Origin of the sequence: Nocardia sp. NPDC051990 (assembly GCF_040680755.1) — a bacterium.
GTDB lineage: Bacteria > Actinomycetota > Actinomycetes > Mycobacteriales > Mycobacteriaceae > Nocardia.
Window position 1 is genome coordinate 450,221 of the sequence record NZ_JBFAXH010000003.1, and the last position, 21,217, is coordinate 471,437.

Here is a 21,217-nt window from a genome sequence, read left to right on the forward strand (position 1 = left end):
CGCGATGGCGGCAGTGTTTTCGATTCGCTCGCTCATGCCGAAACCCGCACGACCTTCCAGTCCTCGATCACGGTGTTGGCGAGCAGCGCCTCGGCGATTTGTTCGAGCTCCGCGTCGCTGACACTGTCGTCGACATCGAGTTCGAATCGCTTGCCCTGCCGCACATCCGACACTCCGGCGAATCCCAGGCGCGGGAGTGCGCCGGCGATGGCCTGACCCTGCGGATCCAGGATCTCGGCCTTCGGCATCACCTCGACCACGACTCGTGCCACGCGTTGCTCCTCAGGTGGTGTTGGGGTTACCTGAGCAGCGTAGTTGTCCGGGTTGTCCGAGCTACGGTCGGGGTCGAGTCAAATAGCATGGCCCCATGCGCATAGCCCACTTCGGCCACTCCTGCATCCTCGTCGAATTGCACGGCAAGAAGGTGCTATTCGATCCAGGCACTTTTTCGCATGGCTTCGAGGGCCTGACCGGCCTGGACGCCATCGCCGTTACCCATCAGCATCCCGACCATATCGATCCGAACCGGATCGAGGCGCTGCTCGACAACAACCCGAACGCGCGCCTGTTCAGCGATCCACAGACCGCACAGCAGCGCGGCGAACCGTGGGAGGCAGTGCATGCGGGCAACGTGATCACCCTCGGCGCACTCCAGATCACCGGAGGCGGCGGCAGGCACGCGGTGATCCACCCGGAGATCCCGGTGATCGATAACACCGTCTTCCAACTCGGCACCCCGGACGACCCGGCCGAACTCGTGCACCCCGGCGACTCGCTCTGGGTGCCACCGGTGCCGGTCGGCGTTCTCGCCATCCCGGCCTCGGCACCGTGGATGCGGATCAGCGAGGCCATCGACTACCTGCGCGCGGTCGCCCCCCGCACCGCCTTCCCCATCCACTTCGGCATCATCCAACCCGAAGCGCAGGGCATCTACTTCGGCCGCCTCGCCGAAATGGGCCCTGCTGGTACCGAATTCACCGTCATCCCCCCTGAAGACCACCGCGACCTCTAACTCCCGACCTGCTGCTCACCATGTATCGATGGCGGCAAACGCCGAGAGAATCCGCCAAGATACATGGTTGATCGGGCGTCCGACCCGCTCAGCGGCCCTGTTCGGCATAGGTGGCGAGGAACAGGGCCTCGGCGAGGGCCATGTGTTCGATTTCGGTCGGGTCGACACTCTCGTTGGGCGCGTGGATGAGGCATTTGGGTTCTTCGACGCCCAGCAGCATGATCTCGGCATCCGGGTAGGTGTCCGCGAAGACATTGCACAGCGGGATCGAGCCGCCCTGGCCCTGGGTGGTCGTGGTGCGGCCGTAAGCGGCGGTGAGTGCGGCCTCCATGGCGGTGCGCGCGGGGCCGCCGTTGGCCGACCGGAACGGCGCGCCGATCCCTTCGGTTTCTACGGTGAGTTCGGCGCGCCACGGCGTATGCGCCCGCAGGTGTGCGGTCAGCAGTTCCAGCGCCTCGCCCGCATCGGTACCCGGCGGAATGCGCAGGTTGAGCCGGGCTCGGGCAGCGGGCTGGATGGCCGCCGATGAGCCGACGACCTTCGGTGCGTCGATGCCTAGCACCGTCAAAGCCGGTCGCGCCCAGAGCATATCGGCGACGGTGCCGTCACCGGTGAGTTCGACACCGCCGAGTACGCCTGCATCGGCGCGGAATTGGTCCCTCGAGTACTGCACACCGGTCCAGCGCTGATCGTTGGGCAGACCGGCCACCGTGGTGTTGCCGTGTTCATCGTGCAAGGAGGCGAGCAGATGAACGAGCGCGGCGAGCGCATCGGGGGCGGGACCGCCGAACATGCCGGAATGCATTGCTCCGGCAAGGGTTTCGATGGTGACGATAACGTTCACATTGCCGCGCAGGGTCTCGGTCAAGGTCGGCATGCCGACCGCGAAATTGCCGCAGTCGCCGATCAGAATCGCATCCGCGCGCAACAACTCAGGATTGGCCGCGACGAATTGTTCGAGTCCACCCGTGCCCTGCTCCTCGGAACCCTCCGCGACCAGCGTGACCCCGAGCGGCAGCTCCGCGCCCAGGGCCCGCAGCGCGGTCAGGTGCATCACGATATTGCCCTTGCAGTCGGCGCTGCCGCGCCCGTACCAGCGGCCGTCCTTCTCGGTGAGTTCCCAGACCGGGGTGCGCCAGGCATCGTCGTCGAGCGGCGGCTGCACGTCGTAGTGGCAGTAGAGCAATACCGTCGGCGCACCGTTGGGCGCGGGACGCGAGGCGATGACGGCCTTACTGCCATCGGGAGTTTCGTGCAGACCCACCTTGGTCAGACCGGCCCCGGCGAATGCGTCGGCTACCCACTGCGCGGTCCGATCGCACTCCTCCGGCGGGAACTGTCGGGGATCGGCCACCGATTTGAACGAAACCAGTTGGGCGAGGTCGATTTTCGCCTGCGGCATCAGCGCGGCCACCCGCTGGCGCAGCGCCGCGACGCGGGAGTCGTCGTTCATCTGCGAAACCTCGTTCATCGTCTGGTCCGCTCCCTCCTGCACATTGGCGATTCGATCCAGCACACAGCGGCGGCCGACCGCGCGCCGCCCGCCCACTCTGGCATGAACCGCTCGATACATACCGGGAAATCAGCCGACCGCTCGGTCTGTGTCGTCCGGCTCGGAACACCGAAAATCCGGCCGCCGCTGTGCCAAGCTGATAGACGCTGGTTGCCGCTGCTTCGCAATTATCACGCGATCCATATTCGGAGGCGGTTCGATGACTGAAGAACTAGAGCCCGACGACCTATTCGTCCTGCCGGGCCTGCGCCGGTCGGCACCGAAGGCCCGATTTCCGATAAACGAGTTGATTCCGCAGGTCGCCTACGAGATCGTGCACGACGAGCTGATGCTCGACGGCGTCTCCCGGATGAATCTCGCGACCTTCTGCACCACCTGGGTAGATGACCAGGCACGCAGGCTGATGAACGAATCCATGGACAAAAACATCGTCGACAAGGACGAATATCCGCAGACCGCCGAATTGGAGCGGCGCTGCGTGCGGATGGTCGCCGATCTGTGGCATGCGCCGATTCCGGCCGCCACGCACGGCACCTCCACCACCGGATCCAGTGAGGCCGCGATGCTCGGCGGTCTGGCCGCCAAATTCCGTTGGCGCAAGCGTGGCGGCACCGGTACACCGAATTTCGTCTGCGGCCCGGTGCAGGTGTGTTGGGAAAAGTTCGCGCGCTATTTCGATGTGGAGATACGCCGGATTCCGCTGCGCGGCGACCGGCTGACCATGCATCCCGACGATGTATCCGCCTACTGCGACGAGAACACCATCATGGTGGTGCCGACCTTCGGGCAGACCTACACCGGCCTGTTCGAAGATGTCGACGGGATAAGCCGGGCACTGGATCGGCTGCAGGAAGTCAGCGGCCTGGATATCCCCATCCATGTCGACGCCGCCAGCGGCGGATTCCTCGCGCCGTTCACGGCACCGAATCTGATCTGGGATTTCCGGTTGCCGCGGGTCAAGTCGATCAATGCCTCCGGCCACAAGACCGGACTCGCGCCACTCGGCGCGGGCTGGGCGATCTGGCGCGAGGCCGCCGATCTGCCCGAGGAGCTGATCTTCAATGTGGATTACCTCGGCGGCAGCATGGCCACCTTCAATCTCAACTTCTCCCGCCCCGGCGGGCAGGTGATCACCTCGTACTACGAATTCATCCGGCTCGGCCACACCGGATACACCCGCCTGCAGTCCCAGCTCTACCACGTCGCCCAGCATTTGGCCGATGGCCTGCTGAAACTCGGTCCGTTCGAGATGGTCCACCGCGGCGATCCGCATCGGGGCATCGCGGCGGTGTCGTGGCGACTCACCGAGGATGTCGGATTCAATCTGTACGAACTGTCGGATCGGCTGCGAACCAGAGGCTGGCTGATCGCCGCGTATCCGCTGCCCGCCGACCGCGAGCACGAGACGATCATGCGCGCGCTGGTCCGGCACGGGTTCACCATCGATATGGCCGATCTACTGCTCGCCGATATCGCGCGCGGTATGGAGCAACTCGCGAAGCATCCACAGACCGAACCACTCACCCGAGAGGAAGCGGGCGGCTTCACGCACAATGCGACCGCAGCCGTACCGAGCGCGCAGGCCAAACCCGTCCGGTCGAGCACCGAATAGCGCTGGCGGAGTATCGATTACGCCGCGCGCCGCCGCCCGCTTACGCCATTACGGGCGGCGGCGCCTCGTGCGGCGGCGCCGACCGCACCTCCTACACGGTTTCCAGCAGATTCGATCAGGCCGCTTTGACGGCGGTGAACGGCTCCCAGCGGTACACTTCGCTGGCCGCGTCGTGGAACAGCGCGAGATCGACCGCGTCGAGCATTGCCTGCCGAGGGCCGGAGCGGCCGAGCTGAGCGGCGGAGATGGCCAAGCGCAGCACACCACCGCGACGTGCGGTTTTGGCCGCACCGAGTACCAATGCGCGGCACCACCACGATTCGGCGCGGAAACCCTCACCGATGCCGTAGACGCGCGCCTTCTGCGCGGTATTGCGCTCGAGATCGAGGATCGAGGTCAGCCCGAGCGCGAGCCGGAAACCGACCTCGGGCAGCGCCTCGATAGCGCCCGCCGAAGCATCCCAGCGCGGGGCCGCGAACAGCCGGGTGCGCAGTTCCGCCTGCTCGAGCACCCGATCGGCCGCGGTCAGCCGCAGGCGCGCCTCGTGCCGGGGCAGCGTGGCGAATTCGGCGCGACGCCGCTTGGTCGCCGCTTGGTCGTAACCGTGCAGCACGATCGCATCGCCGCGGGCCCGCCGACCGCGCAACCAGGACTGCGTCGCCGGGTCTTCCAGCAGCCGGTAGCCTCCCTGCAAACGGGGCGCGACCAGCAGCGAAAGTCGGACATCGCGCCGATCCATTTCGGCCGCGAATTCGATAGCCGCGTCCCGCGTGGTGTCCCGGATTCCGGAAATCGAGACGATCAGCTCAGCGTTCATGACCTTACGGTGCCAGCCGCAGATGTACTCGGCGTGCAGGGTGGATGACCCGCCGACGAACACTGCGTCACACCCGCGGCACATCCCCCCTTAGGATCTCCGGCGTGAAGGCAGCCCTGCTCCGTGCGCGCTGGTCCAGGTGGTGCCGAGTCCGCGAGCACGAGCGGCGAGCAGCACCAGGCGAAGGCGGCGATTCCGGCCTACCTCGACAAGACCTTCGCGGCACTGACCGCCGCTGAGCGCCGCCAGCTCACGGCGCTGCTCGGCAAACTATTGGTACCCGCCGGGTGAGCGGCCGGGGTGGACCGGCCGCGCACCGACCTACGCGTCGGCCAGACCGAGCGTGTCGAGCAACCAGGCGTATTCGAAGGCGACTTCCTTCCACACCTCGTAGCGGCCGCTGACGCCGCCGTGGCCCGCGCTCATTTCGGTCTTGAGCAGCACCGGTGTGTCACCGGTCTTGGTGGCGCGCAGCTTGGCGACCCACTTGGCGGGTTCCACGTAGAGCACGCGGGTGTCGTTGATGCTCGTGATGGCCAGAATGGCCGGATAGTCCTTGGCTTCGATGTTCTCGTAGGGGGCGTAGGACTTCATATAGTCGTAGACCTCTTTGTCCGCCAACGGATTTCCCCACTCGTCCCATTCGATGACGGTGAGCGGCAGCGACGGGTCCAGGATCGAGGTGAGCGGGTCGACGAACGGCACGCTGGTCAGAATTCCCTTGAACAGCTCGGGTGCCATATTCGCCACCGCGCCCATCAGCAGACCGCCCGCACTACCGCCGTCGGCGACCAGCCGATCCGCCGAGGTGGCACCGATATCGATGAGATGCCGTGCGCAGGAGACGAAATCGGTGAAGGTGTTCTTCTTGGTGAGTGTCTTGCCGTTCTCGTACCAGAACCGTCCCATTTCACCACCACCGCGCACATGCGCCACCGCGAACACCATGCCGCGGTCGAGCAGCGAGATCCGCGACACCGAGAAGGACGGATCAATATTGGTCTCGTAAGAGCCGTATCCGTACAGCAGCAGCGGTTTCGGGCCCGCGGGCAGCCCCTTCTTGCGCACCAGCGAGATCGGAATCCGAGTGCCGTCCGCGGTGAGCGCCCAATCCCGGTGCTGCTCATAGTCGTCCGCGTCGAAGCCGCCGAGTACCGGCTGCTCCTTGCGTAGCAGCAACGCACCGGTGGCGGGGACATAGTCGAAGACCTGCGTCGGCGTGATGAACGAGGTCAGCCCGATCCGCAGCGTCGGCTGTTCCCATTCCGGATTCGACCCGGAACCGACCGAGAAGAGTTCCAGATCGAATTCGAGTTCGCGCCGCTCGCCGTAGCCGGATTCGGTCAGCGGCCAAATGGCAATGCGGGGCAACGCTTCGCGCCGGTAGCTCAGCACCAGATGACCGGCGAACGGGTCGATATCCTCGAGCCGCACATCGTCGCGATGTCCGATCAGCGGCGTCATATTCGACGGATCCGATACCGGGGCCTCGGCGAGCACGAAGTTCTCCGCCTTCACCCCGTCCACGACATCGTTGTGCAGGATCAGAAAACGGTCCTCGCCGCCGACCACCGCATGTTCCGCCGCGTATTCGACGCCCTCGCGGCGCGGCAGGATGACCCGGAATTCCCCTTCGGGATTATCGGATTCGAGCACCCAGCCCTCGGTGGTGATTTTGGAGTTGACCGAGATCATCAGGTACTTCTCCGAGCGCGTCGCGCCGATGCTCACCCAGTAGCGCTCGTCAGGCTCGTAGAAGACCTTGACATCGTCATCCTTGGCTGTGCCGAGCCGGTGCCGCCACACGGTGTCGGGCCGCCAGGCTTCGTCGACAGTCTGATAGAAGACGTGGGTGCCGTCCAGCGACCAGGTCGCGCCGGGTGCGGTGCCCGCGATCTCGTCGCCGAGCATCTCGCCGGTGCGCAGATCCTTGAACTGCAGCAGATAGCGCTCGTCACCCAAGGTGTCGACCGAGTACGCGAGCAGGTTGCCGTCATGGCTGATCGAGAACGCGCCTAGGGAGAAGAAGTCGTGGCTCGCGGCGACCTCGTTGCTGTCCAGCAGCACCTGCTCCCCGGGAATCTCGGTGTCGACCTCGAGTTGCGGTGGGGCCCAGGCATCGATCCCCTCGGCCGTGGCATCGATGGGACAGCGGCAGTGCACGCCGTACTGCTTGCCCTCGAAGCTGCGCGAGTAGTACCAGTACTCGCCCATCCGGATCGGCACCGACAGGTCGGTCTCCTGGGTGCGTGTCTTGATCTCGTCGAAGATCTTGCTCCGCAGTCCGCCGAGATGCGCGGTCTGCGCCTCGGTGTAGGCGTTCTCGGCCTCGAGGTAGGCGATGACCTCCGGGTTCTCCTTATCGCGGAGCCATTCGTACTCATCGATGAAGACATCGCCGTGGTGCACCCGCTCGGTGCGCACCGTCTTGGCGATCGGGGCCGTCACCACGGCCGATTCATCACCCGGACCGGCGAGCGTTCCGGTTCCACTGTCGAGAGCCATGGGGTCCACCCTACTGTTCGGGCCGGCCACCGCCGGCCGCTCGGATGATCTCGTCGAGGACCGCGCCCACCCGGTGCAGATCGGTTATGGCCCGGCTTTCACGCCAGCACGGCAGTCACAGCGACCGCTCAGCGAGCGAGCGCGCCGCGGATCGAACTCGCCAGATAGTCGAGGTCAGCGCGGTGCGGACTGGTCGGCCGCCCACGTAATCCGAATCCGTCACCCGGCGTCCGCGGAATGACATGCAAATGCACATGGAACACCTCCTGACCTGCGGTCACCCCGTCGGCCAAGAAGAAGTTGACTCCATCACACCCCACCTCGCTGGCCCGCAGCGCGCCCGCGAGCTTCTGCGCCACCTGGAACAACTTCCCTCCGACCGCCGGATCCAGCTCGGCCAGACTCCGCGCCGCCACCTTCGGCACCACGAGCAAATGCCCGGGCGTCATGGGCCGAATGTCCATGAACGCCACCACATCATCGTCCTCATAGACTCGGCTGGCCTCCGCCAGCCCAGCCACAATGTCGCCAAAGATCGTGTACGGATTCACGGCCGAACACTATCGCCGGTTACCGATGTCGCGGCTAGAGGATCGGCGACGGGGTGTAGCGGGCCGCGTCGGGGTACTGGTCCACCAGCTTCTGGACAGCGGCCACCACATCCGAGACCTGGGCCTCGGCAGCGCCGATGAAGGCCGACTTATCGGCCAGGGCGGCTTCCAATTCGGCGCGGTCCAAAGGAAAGCGCGAGTCGGCGGCCAGGCGGTCCAGCAGATCGGGTTCGCGGCCCTGTTCCCGCATGGCCAGGGCGACGGCTACCGCATGTTCCTTGATTACCTCGTGGGCGGTTTCGCGACCGACACCGGCCCGGACGGCAGCCATGAGCATCCGGGTAGTGGCGAGGAAGGGGAGGTAGCGGTCGAGTTCACGGGAGATGACGGCCGGATAGGCACCGAATTCGGTGAGCACGGTCAGGAAGGTTTCGATCATGCCGTCGACGGCGAAGAAGGCATCCGGCAGCGCGACGCGGCGCACCACCGAACAGAAGACGTCGCCCTCATTCCATTGCGCGCCAGCCAGTTCGGCGGCCATCGAGGCATAACCGCGCAACACCACCTGCAGGCCGTTGACGCGCTCGCAGGACCGGGTGTTCATCTTGTGCGGCATGGCGGAGCTGCCGACCTGGCCGGGCTGGAAGCCCTCGGTGACCAGCTCGTGGCCCGCCATCAGCCGAATGGTGTGCGCGAACGACGACGGACCCGCACCGACCTGAACTAGCGCGGACAGCACATCGTGATCGAGCGAGCGCGGATACACCTGCCCGACACTGGTCAGCACATTCGCGAAGCCGAGATGCCGCGCGACCTGCTGCTCCAGCGTCGCCAACTTGGCCGAATCGCCGCCGAGCAGATCGAGCATGTCCTGCGCGGTGCCCATCGGCCCCTTGATACCGCGCAGCAGGTAGCGGTCGATGAGTTCACGCAGGCGGGTCAGCGCGATCAACAGCTCGTCGGCGGCGGAGGCGAACCGCTTGCCCAGAGTGGTGGCCTGGGCGGCGACATTATGCGAACGTCCCGCCATCACCAGCGTGTGGTACTCGGCGGCCCGCTCGGCCAGCCGCGCCGCCACCGCGACACCGTGCGCGTGCACATGCTCCAACGAAAGCCGGATCTGCAGCTGCTCCACATTCTCGGTGAGATCGCGGCTGGTCATGCCCTTGTGCACCTGCTCGTGCCCGGCCAGCGCGTTGAATTCCTCGATGCGGGCCTTCACGTCGTGGCGGGTGACCCGCTCACGCTCGGCGATCGAGGCGAGATCCACCTGATCGATGACCCGCTCGTAATCGGCGATGACGCCCGCGGGCAGGTCGATGCCGAGTTCGGACTGCGCCCGCAACACCTCCAGCCACAGCCGCCGCTCGAGCACGATCTTGTTCTCGGGCGACCAGAGATGCACCAACTCGGGGCTGGCGTATCGGGTGGCGAGGACGTTCGGGACAAGGCTCACGACTGCGCCTCGCTAGCGCTCGGCTCCGTCGTACGCCTAGGCGCTGTGCCTTTGGTTCGCTCGCTGCGCTCTCTCACGTGTAGTCACTCTAGTGTCCGGAACCTATCGACCTGCTGCGGCGTCGCGGGCGCGACGATATCGATGACCTCGAGCAATGCTCCGCGCGCCATTCGCCTTGGCTCCGGATCAATTTCACTCAGCGCCGACACCACGGCCCCGTCGACCACCGCGACCATCCTGCGCAACTGTTCCGACCGGACCGCCCGATCGGAGCGGCGCAGTACATCGGCGAGCAACTCGTCCAGCTGCGCCCTTAGTCGTAGCTGGACCTCCCGCAGTTCCGGATGCCGTGCCGAGGCCACCGAACGCTCATAGCGCGCGATGAGCTGCCCGCGGGCGCCCTCGTCGTGTCCGTCGGCCCCCACCAAAAGGTCCAACACCAAATCGACGGTCGCCTCCGCGCCGCGTCTGCGGTGGCTCACCTCGCCGACCCGACGCCGCATCGCGTCCAGTTCCGTATTGCCGCTGAATTCGACCGCGCGCGCGATCAGATCATCGAGCGACTCGAAGTAGTACGTCGTCGACGCCAGCGGAAGGTCGGCGCGCGTCGCGACCGAGCGATGCCGCACCGCATCGAATCCGCCTTCGAGTAACAACTCGGCGGCGGCCGCTACCAAAGCCTGGCGACGCCGTTCGCCTTTCGGGGTCGTCGCGGTGATCACCGTGCCATCGTGCCAGTCGTCATCAGTTCATCCGTGCGAATCAGAGAGGAAACCTAGAGAATGAAACCCAGCCATCGTTGTTTTACCGCATCTGCTCGTTCATGGTGCCGAACCGTGCAAACTCGTTGTCGGACAGCATGATCAACCACGTAGATAGTGATCCAACCGAACAAGTGCCGCCTCGATGTCCGCGGTGGCTCCGGCGAAGGAGAACCGTACCGTCCGGTGCCCCGCCGCCGTATCGAAGTCGACACCGGGCGCCAAGGCGACGCCGGTGCGGTCGAGCACCTCGGCGCACCACCGCCTGGAATCGTCGGTGAGATGGCCGATATCGGCGTAGGCATAGAAGGCGCCGTCGGCCGGAGCCAGGTCGGTGATGCCGAGCTTCGGCAGCCCCTCCAGCAGTAGTTGCCGATTCACCGCGTAGCGCCGGACGTGACCGTCGAGTTCCGCCTTGGCCTCGGCGCCGAACGCGTGCAGCGCCGCGTACTGCGAGATCGCCGGCGGACACACGGTCATATTGGATGCGAGCCGCTGCAGTGCCGGCCGCAATCCGCTCGGGGCCAGCATCCAGCCGAGCCGCCAGCCGGTCATCGAGAAGTACTTCGAGACCGAGCCGATGACCACGGATTCGCGCGAGGTCTCCCAGGCCGATGACGTCCGTCCGACGCTGACGCCCTGGTAGGTGATGCCGTGGTAGATCTCGTCGGAGATGAGCAGGGTGCCGTGCGCCTCGCACCAGCGGGCCAGCGCGGCGAGCTCATCCGGATCGATCATGGTGCCGGTCGGGTTGGCCGGGCTGGCCACGATCAGACCCGCTGGCGGTTCCGGAAGCGCCTCCAGCATGGCGACCGTCGGCTGGAATCGGGTCTCCGCACCGCAATCGAGTTCGATGACGCGACACCCCAGCGCGGCCAGGGAGTTGCGATAGGCCGGATATCCCGGCCTGGCCACCACGACGGTATCCCCGGCGTCGAATGCGGCCAGGAAGATGAGGGTGAACGCGCCGGAGGATCCGGTCGTCACCACGACATCGTCGGGTTCTACGGCGTATCCGTAGGTATCGCGATGGTGCTCGGCAATCGCCTCGCGCAGCGACAGAATGCCGAATGTTTCTGTGTAACCGAGTAATTCGGCATCGATTGCCGCCTTGGTCGCGCGCAGCACCGGGGCCGGTGCCGGCGTCGACGGCTGCCCGGCCGCCAGCACCAGCACATCCCCTTGCGTCCTGGCCCGTTCCGCGGCGGCTTTCCAGACATCCATCACGTAGAAAGGTGGAATGGTCGACCGGCGAGATTCTCTGGACACCCGTCGTACGGTAGACGGTCCCGAACATCGGGTTGGCGCCGATACTCGACTTTGTCGGATACCGAAATGCGACCGACCGCGTGTTTCGGCAGGTGCGCGGCGTCCGGCCCGGGTTATTGTCGGCGTTAATGCTTGACAAGGCACGCCGTGCGCGGCTGGACCGAGTACCCGGGGTGGGTGGCATCGGTGTCATATCCCCCGATTGGCGCGCCGCGGTGCGGGAACGACACGAATCCGAGCTGCGTGCGCTGCCGGGACGGGCGCGCGAGGTGCTCGGCGAGTGCCGGGACGGCCTGGTCTGGCTGCGTCGGCAACCGACACCCGACCTGCGCGCACTGTGGGAGGACCGTCCCAAACCCGACCACCGCGCGTTAGTGCGCAAGCACCGGGTCCTGATCGTCGGTGTCTGTGTCACCGCCGTCTTCGCGGCCGCGGATTCCGCGTTCGCCTGGGGCGTCACCAACCGCACGCCCGGCCCGGACGAGGCGCAACGCGTCGCCTTCGCGTATCCGCAGCAAATGCAGTCGACCCCGCTGTCGGTGAAGCGCTATCTGAATGCCATCGCCAACGGTGAGCGCATCCGGGAGCAGGAGGTGGTCGCGGCCGCGACCCGCGCGACGCTGGAACGCGCCAAGGCCGAGGCGGCCGCGGCCGTCTCCGGTGAGTATCAGCCGTGGATGACAGGCAGCGCACCGGTCATCGCCGGGTCGGTGCTGCCCGGCATCACCGGCATGGTTCTGCCGACGCGCGGCATCTTCACCTCCGGATTCGGTTCGCGCTGGGGCACTTTCCACAACGGTATCGACATCGCCGGTCCCATCGGCACCCCGATCTATGCCGTCGCCAACGGCACCGTCATCGATGCGGGCCCCGCGCAGGGCTTCGGGCTCTGGGTGCGCATCCGGCACGACGACGGCAGCATCACCGTCTACGGCCATATGTACGACTTCTTCGTCTCCGTCGGCGAGCGCGTGCCGGCGGGTATGCAGATCGCCCGCATGGGCAACCGCGGTGACTCCACCGGACCACATCTGCACTTCGAGGTCATCGTCAATGGACAGCACGTCGACCCGCAGCAGTGGTTGGCGATGCGCGGGCTCAGCTTCGGCTGAGCCCGAAAGCGTCGACTGATCCAGAGCGGCAGCGGCAATCAAACACTGATGCGGTCCTCGACGGCCGCGAGGCCGATATCGGTGCGAAAGTGGCTGCCCGGCAGCTTGATCGAGGCAATGCGGTTGTAGGCGTGTGCGCGCGCCTCGGCCAGATCCGCGCCGACGCCGACGACACTCAGTACGCGACCGCCCGCGGAGACCAGGGTTCCGTCCTCGCGCAACGCGGTTCCCGCGTGTAGTACGGCGGACGAGTCGTCGGTACTGCCATCGCCCGCTCCGGTGATCACGTCACCGACGCGCGGACGACCCGGATAGTTCTCGGCGGCGATCACGACCGTGACGGCCGAACCGTCCCGCCAACGCGGGGCGGCGACTCGGGCGAGCGTCCCGGTCGCGGTGGCGTTCAGCAATTCGCCGAGTGGACTCTCCAACAGCGCGAGCACCGCCTGGGTCTCCGGATCACCGAAGCGACAATTGAATTCGACGACGGCGGGTCCGTCGGCACCGATCGCCAGACCGGCGTAGAGCAGTCCGGAGAAGCCGCAGCCACGCCGCACCAACTCCGTCGCGACGGGCTTCACGACATCCTCGACGATCGCGGTGACCGACTCCTGCGGCAACCATGGCAGCGGCGTGTACGCGCCCATACCGCCGGTATTCGGCCCGGTATCGCCGTCGCCGACCCGCTTATGATCCTGCGCGGGCAGCAGCGGTACTACGGTCTCGCCGTCGACCAGGCAGAACAGCGAAACCTCCGGTCCGTCCAGGAAGGATTCCAACAGCACCGGATGGCCCTGCTCGAGCAGTTCGGCACCGTGATCGCGGGCGGCATGCCGGTCGGCGGTCACCACCACGCCCTTGCCCGCGGCCAAGCCGTCGTCCTTGACCACCCAGGTCGGGCCGAACCGATCCAGCGCGGCATCGAGTTCAGCGGGGTTGTCGACAATCTCGCTGTGCGCGGTACGCACCCCGGCCGCGGTCATCACGTCCTTGGCGAAGGCCTTCGACCCCTCGATGCGCGCGGCCGCGGCCGACGGACCGAAACACGCGATCCCCGCGGCCCGGACCGCGTCGGCGACGCCGAGCACCAGCGGCACCTCGGGCCCGATCACCACCAGGTCCGCGTCCAGCTCGGTCGCGAGGGCAACCACCGCCTCCGCGGAGCACGGATCCACCACCTCGACCTGCGCGTGCTGGGCGATCCCGGCATTGCCCGGCGCCGCGAACAGCGCGGACACCGCGGGGTCCCGGCGCAGGGCCAGGACGAGGGCATGTTCACGGGCTCCGGAACCGATGACGAGTACGCGCACGGGCAACAGCTTAGGGTGTCGTCGACACCGGCTCCCCCGCCTCCCCGGAACTTTTGCCGGTCGTTGGGTGCACCGTAACTTCGCCCGAGGACCGGCGGTGCGGTCCTGGCTCACTCTTGGGCGTATCCGACGAGTTACCCATGTACTCACGAAATCAGTCGTCATGTTATCGGCCCCGAGCGGTTGTCGAGTGGATGATTGATGGGACGGGGCACGACAGCCGACCTCTACCGCGCAAAGGACGTGCTGACAATGAGTCTGATCGACGGACTGATGGGCAATGCCGGGCGGATAGATCCCGGAAAGGCGCAAGCGGAATACGCGAAGCTGATGGGCGGCGGTGAGCAGGTCTACGCCGCGTATCTGCTCGTCCGCGATGCGATTCTGTTCACCAACCGGCGTCTCATCCTGGTCGACAAGCAGGGGGTCACCGGCCGCAAGGTGAGCTATCACAGCATCCCGTACCGCGCCATCACTCATTTCTCGGTGGAGACCGCGGGCACCTTCGACCTGGATGCCGAACTCTGCATCTGGATCTCCGGCACCCACGAACCGGTGCAGAAGCGATTCAACCGTCAGGTAGACATCTACGAGGTGCAAAGCATCCTGTCGCACTACGTCGCCTGATTTACCGGGCGCCGTCAACACCCGAACAACCGATCGGGAACTCTCGGCGTAGCCTGCGGTGCATGGCTTCTGTTTTCAGCGCGATCATCGAGGGCCAGCTACCGGGCCGATTCGTCTGGGAGGACGACGAATTCGTCGCATTCCTCACCATCGCCCCGGTGACGCAAGGGCATACGCTGGTGGTCCCCCGCAAGGAGATCGATCAGTGGCAGGACGTCGACGCCGACACCTTCGCGCGGCTCAACAGCGTCGCGCAGAAGATCGGCCAAGCGGTCCGCCACGCCTGGGACGCACCCCGCGCCGGCCTGCTCATCGCCGGTCTGGAAGTCCCCCACCTGCATGTCCACGTCTTCCCGGCCTTCGCCATGGGCAACTTCGACATCTCCGGCGCCAACCCGCACCCAACCCCCGAATCCCTCGACGAAGCCCAAACCAAGATCAAGACCGCACTGCGTGACCTGGGCTACGGAGCCTGCGTCCCCGACTGAGTCAGGGCGGTCTTCAGCGCGATGCGCCGATGCGCCGATGCGGATGCCAGATCGTCGACAGCCAACTCCAGATGATCGAGAGTGTCACAGCCGATATCCGACGCGCCGGGCAGATCAAGCCATGGACAGGCCGGAACGACTGACCCGTTCAGATGCCCCTCACCAACCGGAATCGTTGCGAGTTTCGTCGAACACACGGTGTGCTGCCGCAGCGCGGGGCGCTCAGCGACTTTCGCGGGGTAGGCGGACGGTGAAGGTGGTGCCTGCGCCCTCGGCGCTTTCGACGCTCACGATGCCGTTGTGCGCGTCGACCAGGGCTTGGACGATGGAGAGGCCGAGGCCGGTGCCGCCACTGGCGCGGGTGCGGGAGGTGTCGGTGCGGTAGAAGCGTTCGAAGATGCGCTCGGCCTCCTCGGGCGGTAGGCCCGGACCGGTATCGGCGACTTCCAGCAGGACCTCGTCGTCGGTCGGGGTCAGCCGGACCTTGACGTCGGCGTCGGTGGGCGTGTGCACGAGTGCGTTGTTCAGCAGATTGGCCAGCACCTGGCGCAGCCGCGCCTCGTCGCCGATAACTTCCAATGTTCCTGTACCCGGACGGATTTCCAGTTCGACAGCGCGGCGCGGCCCGTCATCGCCAGTGGCCGCGGTGACTGCACGGGCATTGTGCACGGCGTCGCTGGCGACGGCGAGCAGATCGACCGGCCCCAGTTCCAGCGGACGTTGGGCATCCAATCGGGCCAGCATCAAGAGGTCCTCGACCAAAAGCCCCATGCGCTGGGCCTCGTGTTCGATCCGGTCCATGAACATGGCCGGATCCGCGGTCGCGCCTTGCCGATACAGTTCGGCGAAGCCGCTGATGGTGGTGAGCGGGGTGCGCAGTTCATGACTCGCGTCGGCGACGAAGCGCCGCATCTTCGCCTCGGAGCGCCGGGCCGCCGATTCGGAGGCTTCCGTCGCGGCGAAGGCCCGTTGGATCTGGGCCAGCATTCCGTTGAGCGATTGCGACAGCCGGTCGACCTCGGTATTGGTGCCGCGCACCGGAACTCGGCGGTGCAGATCACCGGCGGCAATCGCGGCAGCCGTCTGCTCGACCGCGCGCAACGGCCGCAGACTGCGTCTGATCACGAAGTAGGCGAGCACCGCCAGTGCGGCGAGTACCGCGACACCGACCATTAGCTGCAACATGATCAGCCGATTGACGGTATCGATGTTCTGGGTGAGCGGTATCGCGATGGTTGTCGTCGTATCGGGTGACACCGCCGTCATGGTCCGCCATTTGACCATCGAACCGTTCTTGGAGCCGACGGTTACCGGTCTGGTGAGGACCTTGCTGCCCGGCGGATCCATGGTCGGCCGCACATCGGGCAGTCGCGGCAGGTCCGGCTCGGCCTCCTCATCGAACGGCCTGGTCTCGAGATAAACGGAGCTGTTGCCGCCCGGGGTCGGCTCGATGCGGACAAAGAAGGTGCTGGACGGATGCGCAGGAGCCGGCGGCCGCGGCCGCGACAACGCCATCACCGCATCACGAAGCTGCTGATCGGTGCGGTGCAGCAGCGAATTCTCCAGCGCCGAGGTGACGACCATGCTGGATGCGAACAGTCCGAGCGCGGATAGCAGCACGAGCGCGACCACCAGCGTCACCCGCAGCGGAATCGCCGAAGAAGCGTGTGCCAGTGTGCGACGGGCCTGCGCGATCCGGGACGTGATCATTTCTCGGACCGGCGCGTGCGATTCGGCGCGCGCATCACGTAGCCCACGCCACGCAGCGTGTGAATCAGGCGCTGATCGCCCGTGTCGACCTTCTTGCGCAGATACGAAACATACGTTTCGACCACGCCGACCTCACCCCCGAAGTCGTAGCGCCACACATGATCCAGGATGCGCGGCTTACTCAACACCGTGCCGGAATTCACCATGAAATACCGCAGCAAGGTGAATTCGGTGGGCGACAATGCAACCGGCTCGCCCGCCTTCCACACCTCGTGCGTATCATCGTCGAGTTCGATGTCCTCGAACCGAATTCGCGAACTCTCCCGCCGCGGGGCAGTGTGCCCGAAGCGGCGCAGGACAACCCGTAGCCGGGCCACCACTTCCTCGAGGCTGAACGGTTTGGTGATGTAGTCGTCGGCGCCGAGGGTGAGTCCGGCGACCTTGTCCTGGATGTCGTCGCGCGCGGTCAGGAACAGTACCGGTGCGTCGATGCCATCGGCGCGCAGTCGGCGCAGCAGCCCGAAGCCGTCCATGCCCGGCATCATCACGTCGACGATCAACGCCTGCGGCCGGAAGGTGCGCGCCTTGTCCAGCGCCTGTGCCCCGTCGATGGCTGTATCGACCGCGAACCCCTGATAGCGCAGGCTGACCGAAAGGAGCTCCACGATCATGGGTTCGTCGTCCACCACCAGCACCCGGGCCTCGGGCGTGGACTCCGCAGGCGCACCACTCATTGCATTATGGTCCGGCAATCGGCTGGGATCTGCCTGGACCTCAGCTGGGTGATTCCTGTGAGTGCTGTGTTGGATTTGCCGCGCCTGCGGCGCTGCGTGTTCGCTCGTAAGACTCGCTCCGTCGGGGTTGCTTCAGCGACGGGGAGTTCGCGACTCTGGGTATACGTCGTCATCGGTGAGCAGCGCACTCCCCGCGACCTGGTCTTGAGCCAGTGCCTCCAGGAATGCCCGCGCCCAGCGGTCCACATCGTGCGCGAGCACCTGGCGGCGCAGCGCGCGCATTCGGCGGCGGCGCGTATCGCGGTCGTCCTCCAAGGCGGAGATCACGGCATCCTTCACGCTGTTCAGGTCGTGCGGGTTGCACAGATATGCCTGGCGCAATTCGGCTGCGGCGCCGGTGAATTCGCTCAATACCAAGGCTCCGTTGAGACCGCTGTGGCAGGCGACGTACTCCTTGGCGACCAGGTTCATCCCGTCGCGCAGCGGCGTCACCAGCATGACGTCGGCGGCCACGAAGAAGGCGATGAGCTCGTCACGCGCGATCGGGCGGTGCAGATAGTGCACGACCGGATAACCGACCCTGGCGAATTCACCGTTGATCCGGCCGACCTGACGTTCGATATCGCCGCGCATCTGGATATAGCTCTCCACCCGCTCCCGGCTCGGGGTGGCCAGCTGCACCATGACTGTATCGGCCGGATCCAATCTGCCCTCCAGCAGCAACTCCTCTAGCGCGGCCAGCCGGATATCGATGCCCTTGGTGTAGTCCAAGCGGTCGACACCGAGCAGGATATTTTTCGGATTGCCGAGTTCGGCACGGATTTTCGCGGCCCGTTCACGGACCGAGCGACGGCGCGAATGTTCGTCGAGTTCGGCCGAGGCGATCGAAATCGGGAACGCGCCGACCCGGACCGTGCGGAAGCCCACCTGCACCACGCCGAGCTTGGACCGCACCCCGACGCTGCCGCGCGAGGTGGGCTGGCCGGCCAGCCTGCGGGCCAGGTAGAGGAAGTTCTGCGCGCCGCCCGGCAGATGGAAGCCGATCAGGTCAGCGCCGAGTAGACCCTCGATGATCTCGGTCCGCCACGGCATCTGCATGAACAGCTCGACCGGCGGGAACGGAATGTGCAGGAAGAATCCGATGGTGAGATCAGGCCGCAGCATTCGCAGCATCTTCGGCACCAATTGCAGTTGGTAGTCCTGCACCCAGACGGTCGCGTTCTCGGCGGCGACCTTCGCGGTGGCCTCGGCGAAGCGCCGGTTCACCGTCACATAGGCGGCCCACCAGGTCCGATCGTAGACCGGGCGCACGATCACATCGTGGTATAGCGGCCACAGCGTGCCGTTGGAGAAGCCCTCGTAGTAATCGGCGACCTCCGCCGCGGACAGCTGCACCGGATGCAGTTCGAGGCCGTCCTCGATGATCGGATCGATATCGACATCGGGAACGCCGGCCCAGCCGACCCACGCCCCCTTGTTATTCCGGAGCACCGGCTCCAGCGCGGTCACCAGACCACCAGGACTGCGCTTCCATCGGGTGGTGCCGTCGGGGAGTCGCTCCAGGTCGACCGGCAGCCGGTTGGCCACGACAACGAAGCCGGAGCCTGCCCCGTTCAGGTCGGCGAGGGCGGAGGGGACCACCGTAGTGTCGGATTCGGCTGGAGACTCCGGAAAGGCGGGTTCGGAGTCCTCGGACGGCTGTTGGGTCATCTGGTCCACTCACGCATCCTTTGCGCGTCGCTGTTAGGCGTTTGAAGTTGTGAGATAGTCGACGGCCCCGTTGACGTCGAGGTGAGGTGGCTACTCGCCCCGTGCGTTAGGTCCGATGCCCAGCATCGACAGCAGCATCCGGCATTCGTCCGCATCCTCCGCGTAGGCCGCGACGACGCGCTGCGCCTGACGGGCGGTCTCGTCGGCGAGTGGTTCCAAATCGTCGTCCGCGATATCGTTCGCGCTGCTCTTCGCGGCCATCTTCTTGTCCTCCCGGCTCAGTACGCTCGTACGTGCGAATAGTCAATGGTATCTGGCCACCGTGACGGTGTGCCGCACCCGGATACCGGTGACCTCGGACACGTTCGGCGGCATACCCTTCGCATGTTCGCCGAAACCGGCGCCCTATACCGTGGGAACGCAGCACCAACTCCACGAAAGGGTCGATATGCCGCTGGCCACGGTGAACGGAATTTCACTCAACTACCAGGTCAAGGGCGACCGAACCAAGGGCACGGAAGCAAAGGGCGCGGGTCCGCTTGTCGTCATGATCATGGGCACCGGCAGTCCGGGCCGGGTCTGGGAGTTGCATCAGGTCCCTGCGCTGGTCAAGGCGGGATATCGGGTCTGCACCTTCGACAATCGGGGCATCAAACCGTCCTATGAAGCGGCCGACGGTATGACCATCGATCAGCTGGTCGGCGATACCGCCGGACTCATCGAACTGCTCGACGAGGGCCCCGCACTGGTGGTCGGCACCTCGATGGGCGCGCGGGTGGCACAGGAACTCGCGCTGGCGCGTCCGGAGCTGGTTCGCAAGGCCGTATTCATGGCCGGGCACGGCCGCCTCGACCAGTTCCAGAAGACGCTCTCGCTCGGCGAGCACGAACTCGACGCCAGCGGAGTCAGCTTGCCCGCGAAGTACGAGGCGGCCGTGACCGCGGTGATGAATATGTCACCCGCGACCATGGCCGATCCGAACGCCGCCCGCGACTGGCTCGACCTGTTCGAATTCACCGGCGGTCCGGTCACGCCCGGGATCCGCGCCCAGCGCCGGATGGACCACGATTTCGACCGAGTCCAGGCCTACCGCGGCATCAAGGTGCCGTGCCTGGCCGTCGGATTCGCCGACGATCGGATGATCCCGCCGTATCTGTCCAGGGAGGTTGCCGAGGTCATTCCCGGTGCGCGCTACCTGGAAGTTCCTGATGCGGGGCACTATGGCTATCTCGAGCGTCCAGAAGCGGTGAACAAGATCTTGCTCGATTTCTTCGCGGCTTGAGGTAACTGCCAACGCGTAACGTCTGCCTTGCTAGGGTCGAAACAACGCTCGGGGAGCTTCCGGCGCTCGAACAGCGTTGGATGAGCCAAGGGCTATCCCGTACATGCGCCAGTATCCAGTGAGGTGAAATTGAGCACCAACCCCTTCGATGACGAAGACGGTCGCTTCTTCGTTCTGGTCAACGATGAGGAACAGCATTCGCTGTGGCCGGCCTTTGCGGAGGTTCCGGCCGGATGGCGAGTCGTTTTCGGCGAGGACAGCCGCGCCGCATGCGTGGAGTACGTCGAGAAGAACTGGACCGATATGCGTCCGAAGAGCCTGCGTGACGCCATGGCCGCCGACGACGCGGCCCGTCAGGGCGCCCAGTCCTGACCCGCAGTATCCGATACTGCGCCGGGCTCAGTACTGAACCGTCACTGCGTGGCACCGTAAAGCCGGTGTCACGCAGCTGGCGTGTCCGGTTATGATTGGCACCGTTTTGTAGAGTAAGACCCCGTCCGCCTCCTTAGCTCAGTGGTAGAGCACTCGCCTTGTAAGCGAAAGGTCGTCAGTTCAATCCTGACAGGGGGCTCTGAGTGAATGGCCTCCGATCTAGTTAATAGTCAGGTCGGGGGCCTTTTCTCGTTGCAGTGCAATCCAACCCGTGACGGCTGAATCAGCGCGTATCAGTCCCAGCGAACCCCTGAGATCTCGTCTGGGTGACCGCCCCGGGGGGAGAAGTCCCGCTATAAGGGTTTGAAGCCGGTGT

At 65.7% G+C, this 21,217-nt stretch carries 21 protein-coding genes and 1 tRNA gene; 9 read left to right on the plus strand and 13 right to left on the minus strand.

From position 1 onward, the window contains the following. Nucleotides 1–32: 32 nt before the first annotated feature. On the minus strand, nt 33–272 hold the full coding sequence (gene purS, locus AB0L63_RS08450) for a phosphoribosylformylglycinamidine synthase subunit PurS (RefSeq protein WP_040686358.1): 240 nt from the start codon (nt 270–272) through the stop codon (nt 33–35). A gap of 95 nt (nt 273–367) precedes the next feature. On the opposite strand from purS, the gene AB0L63_RS08455 reads away from it, so the two are divergent. Further along, nucleotides 368–1,012: an MBL fold metallo-hydrolase gene (locus AB0L63_RS08455; protein WP_364496535.1), complete on the plus strand. Its 645-nt coding sequence runs from the start codon at nt 368–370 to the stop codon at nt 1,010–1,012. A gap of 88 nt (nt 1,013–1,100) precedes the next feature. On the opposite strand, the gene AB0L63_RS08460 is transcribed toward AB0L63_RS08455, so the two are convergent. Further along, nucleotides 1,101–2,465 (minus strand): dipeptidase, encoded by a 1,365-nt coding sequence (locus tag AB0L63_RS08460; protein ID WP_364496538.1) that lies wholly within the window; start codon nt 2,463–2,465, stop codon nt 1,101–1,103. 259 nt (nt 2,466–2,724) lie between these two features. Here AB0L63_RS08460 and AB0L63_RS08465 point away from each other — a divergent pair, with 259 nt between their 5' ends. Then, nucleotides 2,725–4,137 carry a glutamate decarboxylase gene (locus AB0L63_RS08465; protein ID WP_364496540.1) on the plus strand — a complete coding sequence of 471 codons (1,413 nt, stop codon included), beginning with the start codon at nt 2,725–2,727 and terminating at the stop codon, nt 4,135–4,137. A gap of 115 nt (nt 4,138–4,252) precedes the next feature. On the opposite strand, the gene AB0L63_RS08470 is transcribed toward AB0L63_RS08465, so the two are convergent. Then, nucleotides 4,253–4,954, minus strand: a complete 702-nt coding sequence (locus AB0L63_RS08470; protein ID WP_364496543.1) for a DUF2334 domain-containing protein — start codon at nt 4,952–4,954, stop codon at nt 4,253–4,255. A gap of 123 nt (nt 4,955–5,077) precedes the next feature. On the opposite strand from AB0L63_RS08470, the gene AB0L63_RS08475 reads away from it, so the two are divergent. After that, entirely contained in the window at nt 5,078–5,245 is a 168-nt protein-coding gene (locus AB0L63_RS08475) for a hypothetical protein (RefSeq protein ID WP_364496546.1), read from the plus strand. Nucleotides 5,246–5,275: 30 nt separating this feature from the next. On the opposite strand, the gene AB0L63_RS08480 is transcribed toward AB0L63_RS08475, so the two are convergent. The 5 genes from AB0L63_RS08480 to AB0L63_RS08500 all read right to left on the minus strand — a co-directional run bounded on the left by AB0L63_RS08480 (nt 5,276) and on the right by AB0L63_RS08500 (nt 11,496). Continuing rightward, nucleotides 5,276–7,459, minus strand: coding sequence for a S9 family peptidase (locus AB0L63_RS08480; RefSeq protein WP_364496549.1), 2,184 nt, complete (start codon nt 7,457–7,459; stop codon nt 5,276–5,278). Nucleotides 7,460–7,587: 128 nt separating this feature from the next. Continuing rightward, nucleotides 7,588–8,010: an HIT family protein gene (locus AB0L63_RS08485; RefSeq protein WP_364496552.1), complete on the minus strand. Its 423-nt coding sequence runs from the start codon at nt 8,008–8,010 to the stop codon at nt 7,588–7,590. A gap of 34 nt (nt 8,011–8,044) precedes the next feature. Continuing rightward, nucleotides 8,045–9,466 carry an adenylosuccinate lyase gene (gene purB, locus AB0L63_RS08490; RefSeq protein ID WP_364496555.1) on the minus strand — a complete coding sequence of 474 codons (1,422 nt, stop codon included), beginning with the start codon at nt 9,464–9,466 and terminating at the stop codon, nt 8,045–8,047. An 83-nt stretch (nt 9,467–9,549) separates the two neighbouring features. Then, the gene (locus AB0L63_RS08495; protein ID WP_364496557.1) at nt 9,550–10,188 is read right to left on the minus strand and encodes a TetR family transcriptional regulator; all 639 of its coding nucleotides are present in this window, start codon (nt 10,186–10,188) and stop codon (nt 9,550–9,552) included. A gap of 141 nt (nt 10,189–10,329) precedes the next feature. Next, nucleotides 10,330–11,496, minus strand: coding sequence for a pyridoxal phosphate-dependent aminotransferase (locus AB0L63_RS08500; RefSeq protein WP_364496560.1), 1,167 nt, complete (start codon nt 11,494–11,496; stop codon nt 10,330–10,332). A gap of 128 nt (nt 11,497–11,624) precedes the next feature. Between AB0L63_RS08500 and AB0L63_RS08505 the strand changes: the two genes are divergently transcribed. Next, a complete protein-coding gene (locus AB0L63_RS08505) occupies nt 11,625–12,608 on the plus strand; it encodes a M23 family metallopeptidase (RefSeq protein ID WP_364496563.1) in 984 nt (327 codons plus the stop codon). Between the two features lie 38 nt (nt 12,609–12,646). Here the strand turns inward: AB0L63_RS08505 and purD are convergent, their stop codons facing one another. Further along, the gene (gene purD / locus AB0L63_RS08510; RefSeq protein WP_364496566.1) at nt 12,647–13,918 is read right to left on the minus strand and encodes a phosphoribosylamine--glycine ligase; all 1,272 of its coding nucleotides are present in this window, start codon (nt 13,916–13,918) and stop codon (nt 12,647–12,649) included. A gap of 252 nt (nt 13,919–14,170) precedes the next feature. On the opposite strand from purD, the gene AB0L63_RS08515 reads away from it, so the two are divergent. Then, on the plus strand, nt 14,171–14,545 hold the full coding sequence (locus AB0L63_RS08515; protein WP_364496897.1) for a PH domain-containing protein: 375 nt from the start codon (nt 14,171–14,173) through the stop codon (nt 14,543–14,545). Between the two features lie 62 nt (nt 14,546–14,607). Beyond that, a complete protein-coding gene (locus AB0L63_RS08520; RefSeq protein ID WP_364496569.1) occupies nt 14,608–15,033 on the plus strand; it encodes an HIT family protein in 426 nt (141 codons plus the stop codon). Nucleotides 15,034–15,255: 222 nt separating this feature from the next. On the opposite strand, the gene AB0L63_RS08525 is transcribed toward AB0L63_RS08520, so the two are convergent. The 4 genes from AB0L63_RS08525 to AB0L63_RS08540 all read right to left on the minus strand — a co-directional run bounded on the left by AB0L63_RS08525 (nt 15,256) and on the right by AB0L63_RS08540 (nt 19,448). Further along, a complete protein-coding gene (locus tag AB0L63_RS08525; protein ID WP_364496572.1) occupies nt 15,256–16,743 on the minus strand; it encodes a HAMP domain-containing sensor histidine kinase in 1,488 nt (495 codons plus the stop codon). Further along, nucleotides 16,740–17,477 carry a response regulator transcription factor gene (locus AB0L63_RS08530; protein ID WP_364496575.1) on the minus strand — a complete coding sequence of 246 codons (738 nt, stop codon included), beginning with the start codon at nt 17,475–17,477 and terminating at the stop codon, nt 16,740–16,742. The genes AB0L63_RS08525 and AB0L63_RS08530 overlap by 4 nt, the downstream gene beginning before the upstream one ends. 132 nt (nt 17,478–17,609) lie before the next feature. After that, on the minus strand, nt 17,610–19,187 hold the full coding sequence (locus tag AB0L63_RS08535; protein WP_364496900.1) for a trehalose-6-phosphate synthase: 1,578 nt from the start codon (nt 19,185–19,187) through the stop codon (nt 17,610–17,612). Between the two features lie 90 nt (nt 19,188–19,277). After that, the gene (locus AB0L63_RS08540; protein ID WP_364381710.1) at nt 19,278–19,448 is read right to left on the minus strand and encodes a hypothetical protein; all 171 of its coding nucleotides are present in this window, start codon (nt 19,446–19,448) and stop codon (nt 19,278–19,280) included. A 187-nt stretch (nt 19,449–19,635) separates the two neighbouring features. Here AB0L63_RS08540 and AB0L63_RS08545 point away from each other — a divergent pair, with 187 nt between their 5' ends. The 3 genes from AB0L63_RS08545 to AB0L63_RS08555 all read left to right on the plus strand — a co-directional run bounded on the left by AB0L63_RS08545 (nt 19,636) and on the right by AB0L63_RS08555 (nt 21,040). Continuing rightward, nucleotides 19,636–20,469, plus strand: a complete 834-nt coding sequence (locus AB0L63_RS08545; protein ID WP_364496578.1) for an alpha/beta hydrolase — start codon at nt 19,636–19,638, stop codon at nt 20,467–20,469. 129 nt (nt 20,470–20,598) lie between these two features. Then, nucleotides 20,599–20,841 (plus strand): MbtH family protein, encoded by a 243-nt coding sequence (locus AB0L63_RS08550; RefSeq protein WP_011207082.1) that lies wholly within the window; start codon nt 20,599–20,601, stop codon nt 20,839–20,841. Between the two features lie 127 nt (nt 20,842–20,968). Beyond that, nucleotides 20,969–21,040, plus strand: a tRNA-Thr gene (locus AB0L63_RS08555). The last annotated feature ends 177 nt before the right edge of the window (nt 21,041–21,217 follow it).